General features: G+C 35.4%; 14 protein-coding genes and 2 riboswitches. Of the genes, 4 read left to right on the top strand and 10 right to left on the bottom strand.

What is annotated here, in order from left to right:
* Nucleotides 1–495 precede the first annotated feature (495 nt).
* The 7 genes from LC095_RS23435 to LC095_RS23405 form a co-directional block, all read right to left on the bottom strand.
* Nucleotides 496–1,818 carry an NCS2 family permease gene (locus LC095_RS23435; RefSeq protein ID WP_226530413.1) on the bottom strand — a complete coding sequence of 441 codons (1,323 nt, stop codon included), beginning with the start codon at nt 1,816–1,818 and terminating at the stop codon, nt 496–498.
* Between the two features lie 131 nt (nt 1,819–1,949).
* Nucleotides 1,950–2,051, bottom strand: a riboswitch (purine riboswitch).
* A gap of 83 nt (nt 2,052–2,134) precedes the next feature.
* Nucleotides 2,135–3,676 (bottom strand): glutamine-hydrolyzing GMP synthase, encoded by a 1,542-nt coding sequence (gene guaA, locus LC095_RS23430; RefSeq protein ID WP_226530412.1) that lies wholly within the window; start codon nt 3,674–3,676, stop codon nt 2,135–2,137.
* A 205-nt stretch (nt 3,677–3,881) separates the two neighbouring features.
* A riboswitch (purine riboswitch) is annotated at nt 3,882–3,983 on the bottom strand.
* 24 nt (nt 3,984–4,007) lie between these two features.
* The gene (locus tag LC095_RS23425; RefSeq protein ID WP_226530411.1) at nt 4,008–6,221 is read right to left on the bottom strand and encodes a DUF3488 and DUF4129 domain-containing transglutaminase family protein; all 2,214 of its coding nucleotides are present in this window, start codon (nt 6,219–6,221) and stop codon (nt 4,008–4,010) included.
* On the bottom strand, nt 6,218–7,426 hold the full coding sequence (locus LC095_RS23420; RefSeq protein WP_226530410.1) for a DUF58 domain-containing protein: 1,209 nt from the start codon (nt 7,424–7,426) through the stop codon (nt 6,218–6,220). The genes LC095_RS23425 and LC095_RS23420 overlap by 4 nt, the downstream gene beginning before the upstream one ends.
* On the bottom strand, nt 7,427–8,389 hold the full coding sequence (locus LC095_RS23415; protein ID WP_226530409.1) for an AAA family ATPase: 963 nt from the start codon (nt 8,387–8,389) through the stop codon (nt 7,427–7,429). It lies immediately after the preceding gene.
* Between the two features lie 168 nt (nt 8,390–8,557).
* Nucleotides 8,558–10,318, bottom strand: coding sequence for a sensor histidine kinase (locus tag LC095_RS27175; protein ID WP_226530408.1), 1,761 nt, complete (start codon nt 10,316–10,318; stop codon nt 8,558–8,560).
* Nucleotides 10,315–11,034: a response regulator transcription factor gene (locus tag LC095_RS23405; RefSeq protein WP_226530407.1), complete on the bottom strand. Its 720-nt coding sequence runs from the start codon at nt 11,032–11,034 to the stop codon at nt 10,315–10,317. The genes LC095_RS27175 and LC095_RS23405 overlap by 4 nt, the downstream gene beginning before the upstream one ends.
* 153 nt (nt 11,035–11,187) lie before the next feature.
* On the opposite strand from LC095_RS23405, the gene LC095_RS23400 reads away from it, so the two are divergent.
* A complete protein-coding gene (locus tag LC095_RS23400; RefSeq protein WP_226530406.1) occupies nt 11,188–12,366 on the top strand; it encodes a DUF418 domain-containing protein in 1,179 nt (392 codons plus the stop codon).
* Between the two features lie 51 nt (nt 12,367–12,417).
* On the opposite strand, the gene LC095_RS23395 is transcribed toward LC095_RS23400, so the two are convergent.
* Nucleotides 12,418–13,050: a hypothetical protein gene (locus LC095_RS23395; RefSeq protein WP_226530405.1), complete on the bottom strand. Its 633-nt coding sequence runs from the start codon at nt 13,048–13,050 to the stop codon at nt 12,418–12,420.
* 84 nt (nt 13,051–13,134) lie between these two features.
* On the opposite strand from LC095_RS23395, the gene LC095_RS23390 reads away from it, so the two are divergent.
* Nucleotides 13,135–13,341 carry a hypothetical protein gene (locus LC095_RS23390; protein ID WP_226530404.1) on the top strand — a complete coding sequence of 69 codons (207 nt, stop codon included), beginning with the start codon at nt 13,135–13,137 and terminating at the stop codon, nt 13,339–13,341.
* 115 nt (nt 13,342–13,456) lie between these two features.
* On the opposite strand, the gene LC095_RS23385 is transcribed toward LC095_RS23390, so the two are convergent.
* Nucleotides 13,457–13,645, bottom strand: coding sequence for a hypothetical protein (locus tag LC095_RS23385; protein WP_226530403.1), 189 nt, complete (start codon nt 13,643–13,645; stop codon nt 13,457–13,459).
* Nucleotides 13,646–14,019: 374 nt separating this feature from the next.
* Nucleotides 14,020–14,262, bottom strand: coding sequence for a hypothetical protein (locus tag LC095_RS23380; protein ID WP_226530402.1), 243 nt, complete (start codon nt 14,260–14,262; stop codon nt 14,020–14,022).
* Between the two features lie 329 nt (nt 14,263–14,591).
* Between LC095_RS23380 and LC095_RS23375 the strand changes: the two genes are divergently transcribed.
* Complete coding sequence (locus LC095_RS23375) at nt 14,592–15,839, top strand: sensor histidine kinase (RefSeq protein WP_226530401.1); 1,248 nt, start codon at nt 14,592–14,594, stop codon at nt 15,837–15,839.
* A gap of 208 nt (nt 15,840–16,047) precedes the next feature.
* Nucleotides 16,048–19,125, top strand: coding sequence for an ATP-binding protein (locus tag LC095_RS23370; RefSeq protein WP_226530400.1), 3,078 nt, complete (start codon nt 16,048–16,050; stop codon nt 19,123–19,125).
* Nucleotides 19,126–19,163 lie beyond the last annotated feature (38 nt).

Below are 19,163 nucleotides of genomic sequence, written 5' to 3'. Positions count from 1 at the left end.
GTTTGTACTATATAGTACGTTTTTGTTAATCAAAATTAACGTTGGCACGCTTGGTTTTGTTTAGTTTTCAAAGATCATTTGTTTGTCGTTCTCTCAGAAGCGACTTTATTAATATAACATGTAGTCACCATTAGAGTCAACATGTTTTTTTATCAGACGAAAGTAACTGAATACCTCTCGGATGACTTTTACTACTATATCAGCTACACATAATATAGTCAACAAATAATTTCAGAACAAAAGCGCAAGCGCCTTGATCTGACTCGGGCAAATAAGACGCAATGAATAGGAGACGTTCTTTGTCTTCAATTCATTGCGTCTAGACCCTGGAGGGGATAGCGCTGGCAGTCTAAGAACGCGACGTTAGTTTCCACGACTGCACTTATACGTCCTGTGCTTCGAGTTAGATGTCTCACACTTATTTACAGTTTAAAAAAATTTATAGTTTCCTAAGCAATAAAAAAGGAAGCAATTGCTCCCTTCTCAAATCGGTTATTAAGCTAAGAATACAAAATATAGAATAAAGATAACAAACAAACCGTACATAACAGGATGGATATCTTTCGTTTTACCCTTCATCATCATTGTGATTGGATAAAAAATAAAACCAACAGCAATCCCTGTTGCAATGCTGTAAGCTAATGGCATTGTAATAATAGTTAAAAATGCAGGTACTGCAATTTCAAATCGATTCCAATCAATCTGACCAAGTGATGCTACCATTAATGCTCCAACAATAATTAATGCTGGTGCAGTTACTGCAGATGTAATAACTCCTAGTAACGGAGAGAAAAACAAAGCTAATAAGAATAAGATAGCTGTTACAACAGAGGCAAAGCCTGATCGTGCACCAGCAGCAACCCCTGCAGAAGATTCAACATATGATGTCGTCGTAGATGTACCTAAGATAGAACCTACAACCGTAGCAGCTGAGTCAGCGAACAACGCTTTCCCTGCTCTTGGTAATTTATTATCTTTCATTAGCCCCGCTTGGTTCGCAACCCCAACTAATGTTCCAGCTGTATCAAAGAAATCCACGAATAAGAAAGTTAAAATAACAACAAGCATTTGTATTGTAAAGATCTGATCTAAATTCATAAATGCCTGTCCAAAAGTCGGTGCTAAGCTTGGTATTGCTCCAACCACCTTATCTGGTACAGCAATTTGGCTTGTGAACATTCCAACAATAGCTGTAATAAGCATTCCGTAAAAAATACCGCCTTTTACACCACGAACCATTAATATAACAGTCACAAAAATACCGAAAATAGCAAGCAATGTTTGAGGATTTGTAAAATCACCTAAGCTAACTAATGTAGCGTCATTATTAACGATAATTCCTGCGTTTTGAAAACCAACAAATGTTATAAATAAACCAATCCCAGCACTTACAGCAAACTTCAGCTCAGCCGGAATAGAATTGATAATTTTTTCACGTAATCCTGTTAGGGTTAGAAGAATAAAAATAACACCTGACACTAAAACCCCTGATAATGCCGTTTGCCAAGGTACTCCCATTGTCAATACAACTGTAAAAGAGAAAAATGCATTTAACCCCATACCCGGTGCTAAAGCGATAGGATACTTCGCTATGAGACCCATTAACAACGACCCGACTGCAGCTGCTATTGCGGTAGCTGTAAAGATCGCTCCCGTATCCATTCTCATATCAGCCGGTAAATCCGGAATAGATGTCATTGCCAATGTGTTCGGGTTAACAAATAAAATATAAGCCATAGATAAGAACGTTGTTAAACCACCAATAAATTCACGTCGATAATTTGTACCTAATTCATCAAACTGAAAAAACTTTTTCATAAATAGGTATTCCTCCTCAGTATTAGTTCATTAGCATATACGACTATTCTCCCCATTAATATCCAAATAAAAAAGCGCCCAACATTACGTGAGCGCTTGACTAAAAAAATATTAATGGCTGGTTTAATCGAACCATGCTATTAATACCTCGTAGTCAAGCCATTTACGGTAGCTTGGTAGAAACTTTCGAGCCATATCCTCGACATTATACGACGTATTCCGACTTATTTAATTCTAACTTTATTTTATCAGCACACCTTATTTTCGTCAACAAAAAACGAACATTATTTTAAATAATGTTCGTTTTGTTCGTATTTTACTCCCACTCAATTGTTGCAGGGGGCTTACTAGTAATATCATACACCACACGATTAATGTGTTTAACTTCATTTACAATTCGTGTTGAAATAACCTCTAATACATCCCAAGGAATTCTGGCCCAATCAGATGTCATTCCATCAATTGATGTTACAGCTCTAATTCCGATTGTGTAATCATATGTTCTTGCATCACCCATTACACCAACACTTCGAATGTCAGGTAATACCGTAAAGTACTGCCAGATGTCACGATCAAGTCCTGCTTTTTTGATCTCTTCTCGTAAGATATAGTCTGATTCACGAACAATCTCAAGTTTTTCTTCAGTGATTTCTCCAAGCACACGGATTCCTAATCCTGGACCAGGGAACGGTTGTCTCCATACAATTTCATCTGGAATACCAAGTTCTTTTCCAAGAGCACGAACTTCATCTTTAAATAAAGTATTTAACGGCTCAATTAGTTGGAATTCCATATCTTCCGGCAGACCACCTACGTTGTGATGGGATTTGATTGTTTGAGCTGTTGCTGTACCACTTTCAATAATATCTGTATAAAGAGTACCTTGAGCTAAAAATTCAATACCTTCCAATTTAGCTGACTCATCATCAAAGACATAAATAAATTCGTTACCAATGATTTTACGTTTTTGCTCAGGATCTGATACACCTTTTAGTTTATCTAAGAAACGATCCTTCGCGTCCACTTTAATAACATTCATGTTAAAGCCTTCACTAAAGGTCTTCATTACACTCTCTGCTTCATTTTTACGTAGTAAGCCATGATCCACGAAGATACATGTTAATTGATCACCAATTGCCTTATGAATTAAAACTGCTACAACAGATGAATCAACTCCACCGCTTAATGCACATAGAACTTTCTTGTTTCCTACCTTTTGCTTCAGCTTGTCCGTTTCCATTTCGATAAAGTTTTCCATTGACCAGTTACCTGCACTGCCGCAAATATTGAAAACAAAGTTCTTAAGTAATTCATTTCCGAATTCAGAATGACGAACCTCAGGGTGGAATTGAACACCATAAAACTTACGATCTTCATTACTCATTGCTGCAAATGGACAAGAAGTGCTGGTAGCATCCACATGGAATCCTTCCGGAATTTCTTGCACTAAATCACCATGGCTCATCCAAACAACCTGCTGCTCAGGCAACTCTGTAAATAGAGCCGGTTTTCCATGCACATCTATTGTCGCTTTTCCGTATTCACGGTGATCTGCAGGAACAACCTTACCACCAAGTTTATGTGTCATAAGCTGCATTCCATAACAAATACCTAGTACAGGAATACCTAAATCAAAGATTTTCTCATCACAATCAAATGCATTTTCTCCATACACACTATTAGGTCCACCAGAAAGAATGATTCCTTTTGGATTCATTTGTTTAATTTCTTCTGCTGTAAGAGTGTGGGGATGTAACTCACTGTACACTCCAAATTCACGGATACGTCTTGTGATTAACTGATTGTACTGACTTCCGAAGTCTAAAACTACTACCATTTCATGAATGTTTGCCACCATCGTCACCTCATCGTATATTTCATGCACTTATTAGTATGCTAAAAAGACCATAGTATCCATACAAAAGGTTCATAACCCAGGAAATACACCTATCCATCGTCTAAATAGCAAAAAACTAGAATCCACCTTCATCATGGACAATACATCCATGAATATTACATCTATAAGATGCAATAATTGAAGAAGGCAGAATTCTAGTTACATTACGAACTTATTCTGCCTTCATAGTCGGGAGATTTATGGTTACCCGGTAGAGACTCTCGATCCATATTATCGAGGATATATGAAGGTCTATTAATTTTTTAATTCTATCAATCTCACATGCAATTGGTCAAGATGATGTCCTTTTAATTAAATTTTCCCACAATTCAACTGATTTTCTCCATTCATCTTTTGCATTATCCTGTCTGTACAATGCCTTTTCATAGTTTTTGGTTAATGCCGTCATATGAACCATTTGAAAATACTCATCAATGTAACGAGCATATTCTCTTAAAGTTTGACCTTCTTTTCGTTTAATCCCTCGTCTTTCATACTGTTTTAACAGGGATTCATAGGCTTGGAAAAACACATCATCATCTGATCGATTCCTATATTTCATTATAATCAATCCCGGCAGCCACTTCATTCTTGTTCGATAGACGATAAAGATCAATAAAGCTCCCACAATTAATAGTGTATACAAGCCCATACTACCTAAACGAAAATCACCCATGTTTAATCCAGAGTTATTCGTTGAGGACGCAGTTTCTTCCTCTTCCACTTCCTCAGGCTTTTCGGGAGTTTGTTCAGGTTCTTTTTCTTCTTCTGAAATTTCCTCAGGTTCCTCTTTATCCTCAGTTTCTGTTACATCCCTGTAATCATTCGTTAACGTATAAGGATTAACAAAACCTTTTGTTGGTTCAAAAGGTACCCAGCCAACACCATCAAAATATATTTCCACCCAAGAATGAGCATTATTGTTTGTCACAACATATTCTCTTTCACTATTCTCTGCCGTACTTAAAAACTCACCTTCTGTATATCCTTTCACCCAACGTGCAGGTATATCGACGGCTCTTAATAAAACAATCATCGACGTTGAGAAATTATCACAATATCCTTTAAATGTCTCAAATAAAAATTGATCTACATAATCCTGTTCAGTACCAGGAACAGGTATGTCTTCTTTATCATAGGTATATTCAGCACTACCTAAATAATCCTCTATCGCCTTCGCTTTATCAAACTGATTGTCCTTTGATTCTGTAATAGATACCGCAAGCTCCCGAACCCGCTCTGGTAGTGATTCAGGTAATTGTGTGTACCTTTCTATAAAACCTTCTGGTACATCTTCGATAGTTCGTGCTTTCTTCATCTCATTTAATGGATATAACGGGAGATCATATGTCACGTCATAGGATAGGAAATCTTCCCTGGAACCCTCATCATCCTGAAATGGAGATATCATTTCCGAGTTCCGATTAAGAAATAGCGGTAACTCAGATTCAGTTTTAACAGATGTTAAACCAAGAGGATAAATGACATGTAGATAACGATATTCTTGATTAATCGTAATACTGGATTCAAGACTTTTTGTCTCTACTCTATCATCAAACCAGCTTAGCTCATCCGGAATGGAACTAATTTCCTCCTGTACTGCTTCAGGATCAGAAGCTTGCCAACCCTTACCCGTGTATACATCCTTTGTTTCCACTCTCCAGTAATGCCTGTCTGTAGATGTATGTCTAAATACTTCAGTATCATCACTAACAAACGACCCTCCCAATGATTCATCATTCGGGCTATACCCAATCCTTTTCGTATCTCCTCCACCTTCATCTTGTTGCCCGACTGCTGTTATAAACGGAACAGGATCAGGCCATTGCGGTGAAGCTTTAGGTGCTAGAATTGCAAGTATCATTGAAAAGACAATGAAAGCAAAAAGTGGCATAATCCAGCGTAAAGAAGTGATTCGTTTCACTTTAAGATTTTCAAGCTTTTTTAATCGGTCAAAATAAAGCAGACCCAGCATAAAAAACCCAATTAACACGATTCTAACAATGGCATAGGTAGCGTCATAAGGTGTAAATGTGTCTAATACCGTAATATAAACGACAGTTAACACAAAGAAAAATAAAATTCTCTTCTGATATAAAATCCAGTAATGAATTAAGTAGACCAAGAGCCAAAGTAGGATAAAGAATAATAATGTCCGAAAATTTGACGTCATTCCCATCCAATCTGCACTTGGAATAAGAGAGAAATTAAAGCCAATATCCCGAATTAAGTCACTTATCCATAAGAAACTGAAAAATACTCCTTCGAAATACAGTCCATGCAGCATAAACATAATGATGAATATCTTCACAGGAAAGGTAATATACCATTTCGTATAAAAAAACGTCATGAGAAAGCTGACACCAATGAAAAACACAAATATAAATGTATTTCCCGTATCGGTAAATGCATTTAGAGGTCTCAGCCATTCCCATAACAAAATAAACGCAAACACATAGTATAAAAGAGCAACTGATTTTCCCTCAAAACTATTAGATGCCTTCATGGGCTGCTCACCTCTTTATAGTTTTGATCTTTCACAATATGAAACTGAATTTGACGTTGAGCCAGCCTCTCCACTAACACACTTTCCTCTTTGGAGAGATTTTCATTTTTTTCTTTTACAAGGTATAAGATAAACATTCGTTGCTGTCCTGACAACAACTCCAATTTTCTGGTTAGATCAAGGGTAAGATTTGATGTAACAACAATGCTGGTAGATTGCTTTACCTCCGTATTCAATCTATTTTCCTCTAAGATAGTGGCAAAGGAGGTTTTACTATCACAATCAACCTTGGCTAAATGATAGAATAAATTCCTTCTATGTTGTTCATCCAATTGCAATGGAAAAACTTGTGATTGTTCTCCAACCGAAACAAACCCTACTCTCGCTCCGCTTTTGGTGATAGCTTGGATCAAAGAGGCAGCATAAGATACAGCCGTTTCAAATAATGGCGACGGGGTACGGTCGAAAAAGATAACCACATCATGGCTTTGCATTTGTTCGAACTCTTTTGTCATAATTGAATCTCTTCTAGCTGTTGCCTTCCAATCAATCCATGCGAACTTGTCACCCGGTTGATATTCCCTGACTCCTACTGCCATTGTTGAGTCCTGCCAATATTTTGTTAAGCTTGATGCCGCCCCCTGTTCATATTGTTTTTGATTTGAATGATAGACAAGGTCAAAAGTCGAAGGATACACTAAGAAATAATTTTCGACCTCTACGGTTACTTCTTTTTCAATCAACCCAAAAAGATCACCTGTTCTGAGTCGAATTGACCTAAAATGATGTTCACCACGCGGCATTTCAAGAAGAGCATAACTAAATGACAATGATTTTTTAAACCAAGGAAAAAAGAGTCTTTTAGGCTCTTCCAACCTTTTCACTCCCAATAGCTTTTCAGTTAATTCATCTTCAACAAGCAAGTAAAATAGCGGGAAAGGAAATGATCGCTTAATTGTAATTGTGCCAATTAATCGCTGGCCAACCGAAAATTGATCCTGATTAATTCGTCTCGTAACCCGGATGGAACGAATAGGATAAATCATTAATAATAGGGAGTAAATAGCAAAGGGCAGAAAGCTGTAAAATAAAAACCAGCTTACAAATCCACCTTGAAACATCGCATAACTAAACGCAATCAACGTAAAAAACAAGAGGGAAACAACCTTCCAGCCAGCCTTTAAACTCTTTAGGACATGACTCATTTACTTACTCATTGCCCTTTGCACTGGTACAGGCGTTTTTGAGATAATTTCCTTCACAATATCATCAGCACTTTTCCCTTCAAACTTGGCTTCCGATCTCAAAATAATCCTGTGAGCTAATGTAAAAGGAGCTAAATACTGAATATCATCAGGAATAATATAATCACGTCCCATAATAAACGCATACGCTTGGGCAGCCTTCATTAAGGCAATAGAAGCACGGGGGCTGGCACCTAAATAAACAGATGGGTGCAACCTTGATTTTGATGTCAAATCGATAATATAATTTTTAATCGTCCCATCAACATAGACAAATTGCATTTCATTCTGAAGGTCTACTAGCTCTTCTTTTGTAACCACACTATCAATTTTATGAATAGGTCTCTCTCTTTCAGCTAAGGTTAATACCTCTAATTCTTCAGCTTTCGTTGGGTAACCCATTCTAAGCTTAAATAGAAAACGGTCTAACTGGGCTTCCGGCAATGGATATGTTCCTTCATAATCAACAGGATTTTGAGTCGCCATTACAAAAAACGGTTTAGTAAGAACTCTGGTTACACCGTCTACTGTAATACTTCCTTCTTCCATTCCTTCAAGAAGTGCTGATTGAGTCTTTGGAGAGGTACGGTTAATTTCGTCCGCTAATATGATATTTCCAAAAATAGGACCCTCCCGAAATTCAAACTTTAATTCCTTTGGATTATAAATAGACACCCCTGTTACATCTGAGGGCAATAAATCTGGTGTAAACTGTATTCTTTTGAATGCAGCGCCTATTGATTTAGAAAGCGCACGAACCATCATGGTTTTTCCAACACCTGGAACATCCTCTAATAGAACATGTCCATTTGCCAGAATAGCCACCAGACTTAAAATACTTACATCTCTTTTACCAACCATAACATTTTCTATATTTTGAATAACTCGACCGAGTTTTGGATGCATTTCTTCAATATGAGACATCTTTTTCCTCCTACGGTGAAATTCTATCTATCTTCTATTATAGTATTCTTTAGAAACGAAGCGAAACCCTTTTGCATTTAGTAATATGTACTAGATATTACAAAAAAAAGTGTCCCATTGAACTAATCAACTAAGACACTAATAGTAAGGAGGTTTATCCTGGGCACATCATTCCAATTCGACTGGCATAGGAAATGTTAACGTAATAACAGTCCCTTCACCGACCCGTGAACTTACATGAATATCACCGTTATGCAGTTTTACAATTTCCTTGGCAATACTCATGCCAAGCCCTGCCCCGTCCACTTTCTCATCCGTATTTGTTCCGCGATAATAACGGTCAAATAGTTTTTCCTTCATCTCTTCTTCCATTCCAACCCCATTGTCCTTAATCTTTATTGCTATTGAATCTGGATTCTTTCCTCTTTGAATAATAAGCGTAATAATCGTACTAGTCGGGTTATGCTTTATAGCGTTCATTATCAGGTTATCAAAGATTCGTTCAAACCATTTTCTTGAAATAGTTAATTGTACATGATCCACTTCTTCAACTAGTGAGAGATTTACTCCCATCAGTGTACGATCTTCCTTATACTTTGAAACAATTTCTCGAAGAAAAATGTTTATATTAACCTCTTCCTTTGACACCTCTAAAGCATTATTTTTCAGTTGGAACGCAAGAGAGAAATCCTCAACAAGTTCGAGCATATATTCTCCCTTTTCGCGAATGACCTTGCCCATATCCTTAATCTCAAGCCTAGACCATTCATACTTTTCACTTTCTAATAAATGCCCATATCCTTGTACTGTTGATAAGGGAGTTCGTAAGTCGTGCGAGATCCCCGTCATCCACTCTTCCCTTGTTTGGTCAAGACGTTTCCTTTCTTTCTCCGCTGAGCTTAATCTTTCTGCCATACTATAAAAAGCTTGAAAAACCTCCTGGTACAAACGATACCTTGTCCTTACTTTCCCACTTTTCCGAAAGATTCTTTTCCTTTCTCTTTCAGTTAGAACTTCTTGATATTGTCCTTGTTCCATTCTCCCTAGCCAACTAGTAAAGATCACGATCGGACGTCCATATCGAAAACCGTGCCAAACAGCGATACTAATTGTAATCATCAAAACAATGATTGCCACCACTATAAACGCGATTAACAGATGTCGGAAAAACGTTGGATTGGAATATTCCTTTGTTATCTTATTTTTCGAATGTAAAACCCATGTGAAATTTGATTTTTCATCGGAGATTACAGATATTTTTGTTGGATACATACCTTGATCTATTCTTCTTGATAAGATTTCAAGAGGTTTATATTCCTGAATTTCAAGCATTCTACCAAACTTTTGTATAATTTCACCATTTGCATCAACAATATGTAATGTTTCATCCTCTGTTAGGAGTTCGTTGTTAACATTTTCTATCTGACTGCTTTCAATTTCTCCATATTGGCTGTACTTGTTCATAAGAGCGATTAGATGTTCATAGGAAGGATCTTTGTATCCTAACAAATAATAATAGGGATCAGAAAATGAGAACGTATCAATTTCAGTATAAACATGATAATCTCTAAAGCGATTTTCCTCATCAATTTTTAATAACTCATTAAATGAGTATGATTTCGGAACATTTGCCGGAGTATTACTTGAAGCAATTTCTTTTCCCTCTTCATTGATAATTTGAAACCACATTTCTTGCTTTTTCAATTCCTCGTTCCAGCCTTTACTAATCGTTGCTTCACCATCTACAATATTAATCTCAGTAGCAAGTGTACTTAATGCACCTGCAGGAAAACTGCGCTTCATATCTTCATTTGCAATAAACCAAAATAACAAGATAACAAGTCCTACAACAATCACACTTAACAGCAAAGCTATGGTAAAGTATTGGATTAAAAAGTGAAATGTTAATCTTCTCTTTACGGCTCTCACATTTCTCTCTCCTTGACGAGCTTATATCCCAGACCTCTCACTGTTTTTAAGTATGTCGGATTGCTTGGGTCTACTTCGATTTTTTCCCTTAACTTATGAATGTGGACAGTTACTGTGTTATCATCGACGTATCTTTCAAATCCCCAAACAGTTTCTAATAATTTTTGTTTAGAAATAACAATATTTGGATTTTGACAGAAATAGATTAACAGATAAAAGACCTGTGCCGGACACTGTACTACTTTTCCGTCTACAAGTAATTCCCCCGCATCAACATCTACACTAAACCTTCCAAAATCAAATCGATTAGAGTTTTTCTTTATATTTTTGTACTTTCTCTTAGGCAACTCTCTCCTTCTTAGAGTCGCTTTAATCCGAGCTGCAATCTCAAGGGGGTTAAAAGGTTTTGTTACATAATCATCTCCCCCAATTGCAAAGCCGGTTAATACATCTAAATCCGATACCTTCGCTGTTAAAAACAAAATATAAGCATCAGATATCTCCCTGATTTTCGGACATAATTCAAAGCCGGATAAGTCCGGCAGCATCACATCAAGTACAATAAAATCTATCGGATAATTTCGAATGATTTTTAACGCATCAAGTGCTGTGTGTGCAGTATAAATATTCTTAAATCCTTCTTTTTCTAAGACCATTTCAACCATTTTCACAATTGATGTTTCATCATCAACCAATAATATATTTGCTTCTTGCACCAAATCTCACCTCAGGAACGATCGTAACATACAAACATTACCAAAACATTAATTTCCCAATTTAAAAATTAAGTATCTGTTAATCTTCTCTTTTCGTTGAGTTAAGGCTGTATAGATATTCTAAAAGTACAAATCAACAAAAGGAGATTTATTATGAAGACTACTGCACATAACAGAATTGACATGATTGACGCAATGCGAGGTGCTAGTTTGTTTGGAATCTTACTAGCAAATATGCTTATTTTCCAATACGGGATATGGGGGAAAGATGAGATTAACTTTTACTCTCTTTCACAAGCTAATCATACAGCCTATCATGTGATAAAAATTGCCATTGAGGGGAGCTTTATGCCAATCTTCACTTTCTTATTTGGCTATTCAATGGTTAAAATGAAAGAAAAATTGGAAGGTAAAGCCGTTAAATATAAGCGCTACTTTGTTAGGAGATTTCTTGCACTTTTACTACTAGGTATTTTTCATGGTACATATTTATGGGAGGGAGATATTTTAACATTTTACGGAATGATGGGTTTCTTTTTGTTACTTTTCTTAAACAGAAAAAGTAGCACTATCCTTATCTGGGCAGTCATATTACTCTGTTTGACGTCCTTATTAGGCTATGGAGGTTATGAAGAAACGAAGAAAGAACAAAAGCAGATGGAAAACTATGTGAGAGATACAATCGAAATTTACAGCACAGGAACTTATTCGGAAATTAAAGAACACCGTAACAATGAGATACCATTAGACATATCAGATGGATTATTTCTCTTCATTCTTGCCCTGGCTCCATTAATCTCAGCACCACTATTCTTACTAGGGATTTATAGCGCTAAAATAGAATTATTTACCATGCCCCAATTAGAAAAAAAGCAATACAAGCTTGGCTCGGTGTTAATACCCGTTGGTTTGGCATTAAAAAGTTGTTCACTCTTTTTCCCTGATTTCAATTGGTCAGAGGTCTTCAGTTTCATAGGAGCGAACTTATTATCAATTGGTTACATCTTTTTATTTGCTTTTCTTTTTACCCTTTCAAAAGAGGGAATGATTAAAAAGGCATTCATAAGTGTCGGAAAGCTTTCTCTAACAAATTACCTTATGCAAACAATCATTTGTACAACAATCTATTATGGATATGGCTTTGGATATTTTGGAAAGTCCTCTGTAATTGAAGGAATTACCCTTGCAATAGGTATATTTATGATTCAAATGATCGCTAGTACAATATATCTTAGAATAGCTAAACAAGGGCCTATCGAGAGGGTTTTGAGAATTGTTACAAATTTCTCTATAAAAGGTCCAAATAGCAAAAAACAAACAGTATCTATGTAGTTTAATGTGAAAGGGGATAGGCAGTATATCGTCATATGTCTATCCCCCTTCCTAGTTTTCCTCCTCTTTACTCTTTAAAAGCATTTCCATCCATTTATCTTCAGGTTTCTCTTGACTGTCATAATAAACCTCGACTGCACCTTTTTCTTCCATAAGTGACTGTATATCATGAATGTCATTTTCATTTCCATAAATATTCCCAAAACCCTGATTGTGTTTTTTGTTACTTGTAAAATCTGTTGGAAAATTGTTTCCGAAGTTCACAGCTGAGGCATCTTCAATGGTCCCAATATGAATATCACCAATTGTGAAGATAGAGGAAAGGGGATCACGTTCATTTACTTTATTCTCTTCGCTTCCAACAAATTTATATGGGATTTTCTTTTCATTAATGAAGATAGATATATCTTCCGTTTTCGGTGTTTGTTTACTTCTAATCTTTTGCTTTTGGATTGTAGTGGGACGACCCTCCCGAAAAGTGTTTCCTATATTCAGGATACCACTTACCTCTTTAACATCTACAGTTTCTAAATGATAGGACAAGTTATCAAGAGTCAAATTTTCTATATGTTCAATATGAAACTTTTCATTTTTCTGCTCAGTATTGAGTTTTTCTTCTATGTGAGCCATTCTTTTTTCTATATTTTGAAGGATTTTTATAATGGTCCCTTCATTTAAATCCATATTATCTCATCCTTTATTATTAGCACTTTAAACATTTGCAACATACCCTGTGTTATAAGTTCATTAGATCGGTGTGAGGAAATGATGAAATATGAGATTACTGCCCCGCAGATTACGTTTGAAGATATTACCGTAAGTAACATTGAAGATAATTCAGGGATTTTTATTGGGAAAAACTATCAACTTTATTGGAGGTCAACAATTAAAAAGAATAATTCGGGTTTCGGGAAGGTGATTGGAAATGAAAATAAGCTATCCAACAATACACATCTTGTCCTAAATGATGATTAGAAAAACTTGGCTTGTCGCTCAGTCCTAATGGCGAAAGCCTTAGTTTTACTTATACTATCATCCGTAAAATTTATATACTTTCTGATATTAAAAATATTCAATAACAATAGATAAATTACGTATTCCTCTCTCTTTTAACAGTTGTGTTCCTTATTATTTTATTTCCACTTCCCTTTACATCGCCGAACCCCTTAGAAGTCTTCTTTTGAACTCTCCAACGATATTGGACATTGTCTCCGAAAAATACACCTGAACTATTCGTGATATGTTGGACACTAATTGACTTGTATTGAACTTTCACCATCTTTAGTATCCCCTTTACATATAACATGATGATAAAATTCCCATTTATATAACGATATGCAAGTCTCAGTCAATGAATACCTTGAAAGCAAAAAACCATCTAGCTAAAGATGGTAAAGAGCCGATTAACTCTGTGTAACAACCTGGTTATTTTCCTTTTGATATTGAGAGAAATTCGCATCAATTAAATCATTATCATCAATGATATTAACAACTTGAGCAGCTACATTTTGGTATCCAATCATTTTGCCTAATCCACTATTACACTTCCTATTTGTTTGCCAATTTATTTGTGAATTAGTCCCGGTAAAAACTCCAGAATTTGATGATATAGAAGCAATATTGATATTACTAAATGTAATATTCATACACATTTTAGATCTGGGAAACTGGTTGTGGATTAATATTCTCCGGCTGAGTAATAGGAGTATCACATACATCTTGATCATTTATAATATTTGTACATCCTAAGATTACGGCGTTTACAGAATTACCATTCCCCGAATTAAGTTTCCCTTGAGCATTCCAATCGGGTTGGCTGTTCTGGCCCGAGGCAATAATCGAATTGGAAGACATGCTTAAAACATTTATTTGATTAAATACAACCGAAACAGGCACTAATGATTCCTCCATTCATAAAAGCTTATTTTACTATATGCATGTAAAATAAGAATGTGAGTCAGTTTGCTTCGGTGTCCAAGTGTAATCCATTATCAATTTCTTTCCCATTCTCAGCCTGCACTACCCAAATTTTGCAAACTGGTACTACCTATTGTAACTACAGTCAATATTGGGTAGAATTCTTTAGATACCTATTATAGTAGAAATATATTTTTCCTTTAACATTCTGTCGAAAGGAGTATAACATCATTAAAAAGAGTAAAAAGATTAAATTCATTATTATCCTTGCGATAACAACTCTTCTTTGTTTAATTACACTAAATATATTGGTTTCTTATTATACTGCTAAAAAGGCAGCAGAAATATCGGTAGGGAACAACGCGCAAGTTATGGCTGCTTCAATTGCGAAAACAATTGATACAGATGCCTATGAGCGTTTTCTTAAAAAACCTGAAAGAACGAAGGATTACTGGAAGATTAGGCAATCTCTATATGAAGCTCAGAAACATACAGCAGCTTTGCATGTTTATACATTGTCATTTCAGGATGCAAAGTCAAGACCCAAAGTCATGATTGCCGGATTTCCAAAAGATGATCAAAATTACTATATGATTGGAATGGACTGTTTGGTTCCTTTGGATCAAATTCAACAAGCCTTTGCAAACAAGCCGTATGTAACAGGTAAAATTAACGATCCTCATTATGGTGAATATATATCTGCCGGTGTACCTATTCAAAACAAACAAGGAGACACAATCGGATTTTTAAGTATAGATATTGAAACAACTACCCTTGATCGAATTGGTGCTACGGTAATTGAAAACAGTATACCAAGCTTTATCATAAGTGGATTGTTAGTCATTTTATTATTAATGATTTTTTTCATTATACAAAAATGGTACAAGCGTGAATTAATGAAACAAATAGGAGAAACAGAAGAAACATATCATGTTGAAATTCATTCATTAATACAATCTGTGCGTTCATTGCGTCATGATTTTGCTAACCATATTCAAGTTTTAAACGGGTTACTTAAACTAGGAAAACAGCAGGAGGCTCTGGATTATTCAAATTTAATGCGTGAAGAAGCTAAAGTCATCTATCAACTGCCAAGTAACGCTAAAAATCCAGCATTATCTGTTTTATCCCAAACCAAATCTCTTAAAGCACAGAATCATAATATTAATATTCAATTTCATATTTCAAATTCTTCCTTTGATGCCATCCAATCAATCGACCTGGTTAAAATCTTATCTAACTTGATTGATAATGCAATCGATGCAACAAGTGAACTTCCACATGACCAGCGTAAAATTGACGTTTACTGTAAAGACAACAACGTAGAATATTCGCTCCATGTAACAAACACAGGCCCTGTTATCTCACCAGAAGAAAAAGAGAAAATTTTCATTCCGGGATATTCAACGAAATCGAAAAGTGCAGAACGGAAGATTAGAGGGCAAGGACTTTATATTGTGAAGAAGATAGTGGAAACTTATCATGGAAGAATTATTGTAGAGTCTATCAACGGGCAAACTACATTTTATGTAAAATTGCCTATAAAAAAGCTATGATGTAAACTAATAGAGGAAAGGTTAATTAAAAAGCTGATAAATTAACCCCTCTAACTATATCTCCCCATACAAACCTACATACAATACCAATTAATCCCATTAACTACAATTCTAATAAAATTTACCAATATATTCATTAATATGTTAGATTTCCCATCTTTTTTACTTTATTATAAATTAGTAATATTAAGGATGGAGATTTAGAGTATTGAAACATATAAGAACATACAAATGGGTTCTAATTATTATTTTATTTATTATATCCATAACAATCATTCGCTTATCATGGTTCGGTTTTTTGACAAAGTTGGACTATCCTCAAACTCCTTCAATTAAACAAGGTGTACTAGATTTGCGCGGGTGGAACTATTCCAATCATCAGACATTTCCGTTAAACGGAGAATGGGAGTTTTATCCCTCAACATTTCTGTCATCTAAAGACCAAATAAACATGAAGAAAGAAAATTACCTAACTGTTCCTAATAATTGGAAAAATGGATTCAAAGAAGAGAATCTCTATCAATACGGAACATATAGACTTCGTATTTTAGTTGATAACAAAGACGTAGACACATTCGGAATAAGAATAAATAAATTAAATAATGCTTCAGCTATATATGTAAATGGTCAACAAATTGGTCGTTCAGGACAAGTTAGTACAACAGAAGAAATGCATAAAGGAAGTAATATTCCATATACAGCCTTAATTAAACCAACTAATAAAGAAATTGACCTTATGATTCAAGTTTCAAGTAACCGTAACAATGGAGGAATTGTCAAACCTATAAGATTTGGAACGATTGAGGCAATTCGCTATCAAACGCGATTATCAGTAGGGTTGCAACTATTGCTTTGTGTAATTTTATTATTACACAGTATATATGGATGTATTTTATACTTCATCAGACCTTCGTTAAACAAAGGTTTACTTTACTTCTCTTTATTACTCTTATGTACCCTAGTTAGTGTTTTAGGCTCGGATGACAAGCTATTATACAAATGGATCGAAGTTCAATATGACTGGGAAGTGAAAATTACATATTTATCATACATTGGTGTTGGAGCCTTTATTCCTCTCATCATAAACCGATTGTATCCGACATATAAAAAGGACATAAAACTACATTTATTTTTGATTTACTGTCTTTTATACGCACTATTCGTACTAATATCTCCAACAAGATATATACTGTTTTCTTCTAAAGTCTTGTTGTTAGCTGTGCTTATTTTACCTATTATTCTATCAACCATTAAACTACGATTAGCAAAGATTAATAAAAGTGAGAGCATCTTCCTGATACTAGGCTGTACAAGTATCGGAATGAATATTATTTGGTCTACACTAAAAAGCAATACACTATTAGAGATGATGCATTATCCTTTTGATCTAATTTTTGCACTGCTCTGTTTTGCAGCCTTTTGGTTTAAGCGCTTTTTCAGGATTGCTACTGAAGCAAAGCAGCTTGCTGAAAAGTTACAAAATGAAAACAATCGCAAAGATGAATTCCTAGTAAATACTTCACATGAACTCAGAAATCCATTGCATGGAATGATGAACATTATTCAAATGCTTATAGAAAACAAAACATCCCCAGGTAGGGATCAACAAGGTCAATTGTCGTTACTACTTAATGTTAGCAAGCGGATGTCCCTCATGTTGAATGACTTGCTAGATAGCACGAGACTGAAAGAAAAAACGATTCAATTACATTTAGAGGGAGTCTATTTAAAAGCAGTGATTACGGGTGTACTTGATTTGACTAAAGCATTAACTGACGGCAAACCAATTCAAATAAAAGAAGAGATATCCGATTCATTTCCACCTGTAATGGCTGATGAAACACGACTGGTTCAAATTCTTTTTAATTTAATTCATAATGCAGTGAAATTTACAGATGAAGGGGTCATTACAATTCGAGCTACAGTAGAGAATGATATGGCTCATATTCACATAAAGGATACTGGAATTGGTATTGATCATGATATCATACAAAAAATTTTCGAACCTTATGAACAGGCATTAGTAAATGTAGCAAGAGCAGGTGGTGGCTTTGGTCTAGGATTAAGTATTTGTAAAATGCTAGTTGAGCTTCACCGAGGGACAATAAGCGTTCAATCCTCACCGGGGAAAGGCTCTATATTTACGTTTACGCTTCCTTTATTTCAAGGGCCAGATGAGTTAGCAGAAACACATACACAATTAATTAAAAAAGAATTTATAGATAATGTCGATGCTACTTTAGAATTTGTACCTTCTAAAGAGAAAAGTGAATTTCCAGAAAAGCAAAAGATTCTAGCAGTGGATGATGACCCTATTAATTTGAAAATACTGGCTACCATTTTAAACAACGACTATCTAGTCACGACTGTAACAAGTGGACATCAGGCTTTGGCAAAACTTGAGAGAGAGTCTTACGATCTAGTCATTACTGATGTAATGATGCCGAAGATTTCAGGATATGAACTAACTCGGCTAATTAGAAAACGATTTTCAATTTCTGAACTTCCTGTATTACTTCTAACCGCAAGGTCACACACAGAAGATATAATGACAGGCTTTCAATCAGGTGCGAATGATTATATTTCAAAGCCAGTCGACACTTTGGAATTAAGGGCAAGGGTGAAAGCTGCAACAAGGTTAAAAGTTTCAATTGAAGAACGTATTCGTATGGAAGGGGCTTGGCTTCAATCCCAAATACATCCACATTTTATTTTTAATACATTAAATTCAATCGCTGCACTAGCTGATATTGATGTTAATAAAATGCAAGAACTTCTTGAAGAGTTTAGCCATTATTTACGTCTCAGCTTTGACTTCTGTAATGCTGATCCAATCGTGCCTTTAAATCAAGAAATTTCTTTCGCCCGTTCTTATTTATATATCGAGAAAGTCAGATTTGGAAATCGCTTATCGGTACAGTGGGAAATTGATACAGATCTTGATGTATTCCTACCCCCTCTATCTGTTCAACCGCTTGTGGAAAATGCTGTTAAACATGGTATCTTAAAAAGGGAAAAGGGTGGAACAGTGTACATCCATATAAAAAAATATTCTGATCACATTAAGGTTTCTGTAAATGATAACGGAAAAGGGATGACAGAAAAAGAGATAAGTGAGCTCTTTAAAGAAAAAAAATCCCTTGAACGCACAAGCGTGGGACTTCGAAATGTTGATCGACGTTTAAAACAGTTATATGGAAAAGGGTTGATTATTCAAAGTATACCCAAAATTGGCACAACAGTTAGCTTTTATATCCCCTACAATATAGGATCTCTTGTAAATTAATATTGTATAATGGTAGATTATGTGTGAAAAGGAATGAT

The organism is Metabacillus niabensis, from assembly GCF_020524345.1.
In the GTDB taxonomy this organism is placed as follows: Bacteria; Bacillota; Bacilli; order Bacillales; family Bacillaceae; genus Metabacillus; species Metabacillus niabensis_B.
The sequence above is the reverse complement of the archived record's forward strand: the minus strand, read 5'-3'. Positions and strand labels throughout refer to the sequence as shown.